Origin of the sequence: Actinomadura rubrisoli (assembly GCF_004349215.1) — a bacterium.
Lineage (GTDB): Bacteria > Actinomycetota > Actinomycetes > Streptosporangiales > Streptosporangiaceae > Spirillospora > Spirillospora rubrisoli.
In genome coordinates this window covers 1-6217 of record NZ_SMKU01000455.1, presented here as the reverse complement: position 1 = coordinate 6217, position 6217 = coordinate 1, and the positions used below count along the sequence as shown (strand labels likewise).

General features: G+C 73.2%; 2 protein-coding genes. Both read left to right on the top strand.

Annotated elements, in window-relative coordinates; translation table 11 throughout:
- On the top strand, positions 1-589 hold a 589-nt coding region (locus E1298_RS42735), incomplete at its 5' end, for a phosphopantetheine-binding protein (protein ID WP_243726180.1).
- Between the two features lie 34 nt (positions 590-623).
- Positions 624-6217: type I polyketide synthase (locus tag E1298_RS42730; protein WP_131903098.1), on the top strand; the 5594-nt coding region annotated here is incomplete at its 3' end.

Genomic DNA, 6217 nt, shown 5'->3' with positions numbered 1-6217 from the left:
CATCGACACCGCCCGGCTCCAGCACCACCCCGCGCTCCCACCCGTCCTGCGCGGGCTGCTGCGGGGCAGGCGCCGGGCGACGGCCTCGGCCGCGCTGTCCGGCCCGTCGCTGGCCGAGCGGCTGGAGGGGCTGACCGCCGAGCAGCGGACCGCGCTGGTCCTGGAGGCGGTGACCGCGAACGTCTCGACGGTCCTCGGGCACGCCGCCGGAGACGCGGTCGGCGGCACGCAGACCTTCCGGGACCTCGGCTTCGACTCGCTGACCGCCGTCGAACTGCGCAACCGCCTCAACACCGCGACCGGCCTGCGCCTGTCGGCCACCTTGATCTTCGACCACCCGACGCCCGCCGCGCTCGCCGAGCACCTGCTGGAGCAGCTCGCGCCCGCGGCCCCGTCCGTGCTGGCCGAGCTGGAACGGCTGGAGGCGGCCGTCGCGACGGCCGGCGCCGCCGACCTCGCGACCCTGGCGACACGGCTCACGACGCTGGTGCGCACCCTGGCCGGCGCCGACGCCGACGGCTCCGACCTGGAGGCGGCGACCGACGACGAGCTCTTCGAGACGCTCGACACCGAGCTGAGCATCTCCTGACCTTCCGCTGAGACCTGCTGAGGACTGACACCGCATGGGGAATGAAGAGAAGTTCCGCGACTACCTCAAGCGCGCCACCGCCGACCTGCGGCAGGCCAGGAAGCGCCTCCAGGAGCTGGAGGCGGTGAGCCGGGAGCCGATCGCCGTGGTCGCGATGGGCTGCCGGCTGCCCGGCGGCGTCCGCTCGCCCGAGGAGCTGTGGGACCTGGTCGCCTCGGGGACCGACGCGATCGGGGAGTTCCCCACCGACCGGGGCTGGGACCTGGAGGCGCTGTTCGACTCCGACCCCGACCATCCCGGGACGACCTACGCCCGGCACGGCGGGTTCGTCCACGACGCCGCCGAGTTCGACGCGGCGTTCTTCGGCATGTCGCCCCGCGAGGCCCTCGCCACCGACCCGCAGCAGCGGCTGCTGCTGGAGACCGCGTGGGAGACCGTCGAGCGGGCCGGGATCGACCCGGCCGCGCTGCGCGGTACCCGCACCGCGGTCTTCGCCGGCGTGATCCCCCAGCACTACGGCGACGGGCTGCGGAAGGTCCCGGCCGATCTGGAGGGGTACCTGGCGACCGGCACCACCACCAGCGTCGCGTCCGGGCGACTGTCGTACTCGCTGGGGCTCGAAGGCCCGTCTGTCTCGATCGACACGGCCTGCTCGTCCTCGCTGGTGGCCGTCCATCTGGCCGCGCAGGCGCTCCGCAACGGCGAATGCGACCTCGCGCTCGCGGGCGGCGTCACCGTCATCTCCTCGCCGAGCGCGTTCGTCGAGTTCGCCAAGCAGCGCGGCCTGTCCCCAGACGGCCGCTGCCGGGCCTTCTCCGCCGACGCAGACGGCACCGGCTGGAGCGAGGGCGCGGGCGTCCTGCTGCTGGAGAAGCTGTCGGACGCGCGGCGCAACGGGCATCCGGTGCTGGCGCTGGTGACCGGCTCGGCCGTCAACCAGGACGGCGCCAGCAACGGGCTCACCGCCCCCAACGGCCCCTCCCAGCAGCGCGTCATCCAGGCGGCGCTGGCGGGCGCGGGCGTCACCCCCGGCGAGATCGACGCGGTCGAGGCGCACGGCACCGGCACGACGCTCGGCGACCCGATCGAGGCGCAGGCGCTGCTCAACGTCTACGGGCGGAACCGGACCGCGCCGCTGTGGCTCGGCTCGATCAAGTCCAACCTCGGCCACACCCAGGCCGCCGCCGGGGCCGCCGGGATCATCAAGATGATCATGGCGATGCGGCACGGGGCCCTCCCGGCGACGCTGCACGCCGCGGAGCCGTCCCCGCACATCGACTGGGAGTCCGGCGACGTCCGGCTGCTCACCGAGCAGCGGGCCTGGCCCGCGGGCGGGCGTCCGCGCCGGGCAGGGGTGTCGTCGTTCGGGATCAGCGGCACCAACGCGCACGTGATCCTCCAAGAGGCGCCCGAGCCCGAACCCGCCGCACCGGCCGAGCCGGCCGCCTCGGATCCGGGGACCGTGCTGTGGCCGGTGTCGGCGAAGTCGGCCGCGGCGCTCCGCGCGCAAGGCGAACGGCTGCGGCGGCTCGCGCGGGAGCGGCCGGGGCTCGACCTCGCGGCGGCCGGACGGTCGCTGGCGACCACGCGATCCGCGTTCGACGAGCGGGCCGTGCTCGTCGGCGCGGACGAAGGCGAGGTGCTCGCGGCGCTCGACGCGCTGGCCGGCGGCGCGGACTCGCCCGACCTGGCGGTCGGCCGGGTGAAGACCGGCAAGACGGCGTTCCTGTTCTCCGGTCAGGGATCGCAGCGCATCGGGATGGGCCGGGAGCTGTACGACGCCCAGCCCGTCTTCGCCCAAGCCCTCGACGAGGTGCTGGAGCTGCTCGACCCCGGGCTGCGCGACGTCATGTGGGGCCAGGACGCGGCGTCGCTGGACCAGACCCGGCACGCCCAGCCCGCGCTGTTCGCCGTGGAGATCGCCCTGTACCGGCTGCTCACCCATCACGGCCTGCGCCCTGACTACCTGATCGGCCACTCGATCGGCGAGCTGGCCGCCGCGCACCTGGCCGGTGTGCTCACCCTCGAAGACGCGTGCACGCTGGTCACCGCCCGGGCGCGGCTCATGCAGAGCGCGCCCGCGCACGGCGCGATGGCCGCGATCCAGGCCCGTCCCGACGAGCTCGCCCCGACGCCGGGCGTGACGCTCGCGGCCGTCAACGCCCCGGACTCCCTCGTGGTGTCCGGCGACGGCGACGCGGTGGCCGAGCTGGCCCGCGACTGGTCCGAGCGGGGCAGGAAGACGCGCCTCCTGCGGGTCAGCCACGCCTTCCACTCCGACCACATGGACCCGATCCTCGCGGAGTTCCGCACGGTCGCGGAGAAGCTGACCTACCACCCGCCCGCGATCCCCGTCGTGTCCAACCTCGACGGCGAGATCGTCACCGGGTTCAACGCCGGCTACTGGGTGCGGCAGTTGCGCGAGGCCGTCCGCTTCGGCGACGGCGTCGTGACCCTCGCCGGGCTCGGCGTCACCACCTGGGTCGAGGCCGGGCCCGACACCGCGCTGATCCCGCTGGTCGCGGCGGGCGCCACCGAACCGGTACTGGTCGGGCCGCTGCGGCGCGGACGGCCGGAGGCGCGCTCGTACGCGCGGGCCCTGGCCGTCGCCCACGCCCACGGCGCCGAGCTGGACTGGGCGGCGCTGCTGCCCGGGACGGGACGGGTCGACCTGCCGACCTACGCGTTCGAGCGGACCAAGCACTGGCTGCGCGGGACCGGCGGCGGCGACGTCGGCGGCGCGGGGCTCGGCGCGGCCGGGCACCCGCTGCTGGGGGCGGTCGTCGCCCTCGCGGGGGGCGACGGGCTGCTGCTGACCGGGCGGGTGTCGGTCGCGACGCACCCCTGGCTCGGCGACCACGCGATCATGGGGACGGCGCTGCTGCCGGGCACGGCCCTGGCCGATCTGGCGTTGCACGCGGCCGACCAGGTGGGGTGCTCGGGCGTCGAAGAACTGACGCTGGAGACGCCGCTGCCGCTCGACCGCCCGGTGCGCGTCCAGGTCTCGGTCGGCGGCGCGGACGCCTCAGGGCGGCGGCCGGTGGCCGTCTTCTCCGCACCGGACACCGAAGACGACGCGGAGCTGGAATCGGTGTGGACGCGGCACGCAGACGGGACGCTCGCACCGCCCCTCGCCGAGGCACCGCCCGCGCCGCGCGAGGAATGGCCCCCGCCGGGTGCGGAGCCCATCGACCTGGACGGCCTGTACGAGCGGCTGGGCGAGAGCGGCCTCGGATACGGGCCGACCTTCCGGGGCCTGCGCGCGGTGTGGCGCGACGGTGACGTCCTGCACGTCGAAGCGGCACTGCCGGACGGGACGGAGAAGGCCGGGTTCGGAGTGCATCCGGCGCTGCTCGACGCCGTCCTGCACGCGCTCGGGCTCGATCCGGGCGAGGAGCGGATCCGGCTGCCGTTCGCCTGGTCGGGCGTCCGGCTGCACGCCGCCGACGCGACGGTCCTGCACGCGACGGTCCGTCCCACCGCGCCCGGCACGGTGGCGATCACGGCGCTGGACGCCAGCGGCGGTCTGGTGCTGTCGGTGGAGGCGTTGACGCTTCGTCCGCTGCCCGCCGAAGGCGCGATCACGGGCGCGGCCGGTGCGGCGCAGAACCTCTACCGGCTCGGCTGGGTCAACCACCCTGTCGCCGCCGACGCCGACGCCGAGGTCGATGTCCCGATCCCGGACGGGATTGTCATCGCGCACGTTCCGGCTGATGGTGAACTTCATGATGTGCTCGCGCACGTCCTGGATCTGGTTCAGACCTGGTTGAAGGAACCCACCGGAGACCGGTTGGCCCTGGTCACCCGCCGGGCCGTCGCGGTCCTGCCGGGTGAGCATCTCGACGACCTCGCCGCCGCCTCGATCTGGGGGCTGGTCCGCTCCGCCCAGGCCGAACACCCCGGCCAGTTCCTGCTCATCGACACCGACCACACCGACCACACCGACCTGACCCCCGCCCTCACCCTCGCCGCCGGCGGCGATGAAGATCAGATCGCGGTGCGCGACGGCGGGCTCTACCTTCCCCGCATCAGCAGGCACGTCTCCGACGGCCTGACCGAGCCTGACGAGCCCTGGCGGCTGGACGTCACCGAGCAGGGCACCCTGGAGAACCTCGCCCTGGTCCCCGACCCGCAGGCCGACCAGCCACTCCCCCCAGGTCACGTCCGCCTGTCGGTCCGGGCCGCCGGGGTGAACTTTCGTGACGTCATGATCGCGCTCGGCATGTATCCCGGCGAGGCGCGGATCGGTTCGGAAGGTGCGGGCATCGTCCTGGAAACGGCCCCCGACGTCACCACCGTCAAGCCCGGCGACCGGGTGATGGGCCTGTTCATCGGCGGCATGTCCCCCACGACGGTCACCGACCACCGTTTCCTGTGCAAGATCCCGGACGGGTGGACCTTTGCTCAGGCCGCGTCCGTCCCGATCGTCTACCTCACCGCCTACTACGGCTTCACCGACCTGGCCCGGCTACGCCCCGGCCAACGCGTCCTCATCCACGCCGCCACCGGCGGCGTCGGCACCGCCGCCACCCAACTCGCCCACCACCTGGGCGCCGAGGTCTACGGAACCGCCAGCCCACCCAAATGGCAAACCCTCCGCGGACAAGGCGTGCACGCCGACCACATCGCCTCCTCCCGCGACCTCACCTTCCGCGACCGCTTCCAGCAAGCCACCAACAACGCCGGCATGGACGTCATCCTCAACTCCCTCGCCCGCGAATTCGTCAACGCCTCCCTGGACCTCCTGCCCAACGGCGGCCACTTCCTCGAAATCGGTAAAACCGACATCAGGGACCCTCGCGACGTCGCCCACGACCACCCGGACGTCTCGTACCTCCCCTTCGATCTCATGGACGCGGGACCCGACCGCATCCACCAGCTCTTGGGCGAGCTCTACGAACTGTTCGAGGACGGGACCCTTGCACCACTCCCGGTGACGGCGTTCCCGCTGCACCAGGCCCCCGACGCCTTCCGCCACCTCGCCCAGGCCAAACACACCGGCAAGGTCGTCCTCACCCTCCGCCCACCCCTCGACCCCGACGGCACCGTCCTGATCACCGGCGGCACCGGCACCCTCGGCACCATCACCGCCAAACACCTCATCACCACACACAACATCCGCCACTTGCTACTGCTCAGCAGACGCGGACCCGACGCACCCAACGCCACCGAACTCACCGACGAACTCACCCGGCTCGGCGCCGCCACCGTCACCATCACCGCCTGCGACCTCACCAACCCCGCCGACCGCGCCGACCTCGAACGACGCCTCGCCGAACTGGAACACCCACTCACCGGCGTCTTCCATCTGGCGGGCGTCACCGATGACGCCACCATCGAGAACCTCACCCCCGACCAACTCCACACCGTCGTCGCCACCAAAGCCGACACCGCCCACCACCTGCACCACCTCACCCGCACCACCGACCTGGCCACCTTCACCCACTACTCCAGCCTCACCGCCACCCTCGGCAACCCCGGCCAAGCCAACTACGCCGCCGCCAACACCTACCTCGACGCCCTCGCCCACCACACCACCACCCAAGGCCACCCCCACACCAGCCTCGCCTGGCCCCTCTGGCAACAAACCAGCACCATCACCCAACACCTCACCACCCACCACCACAC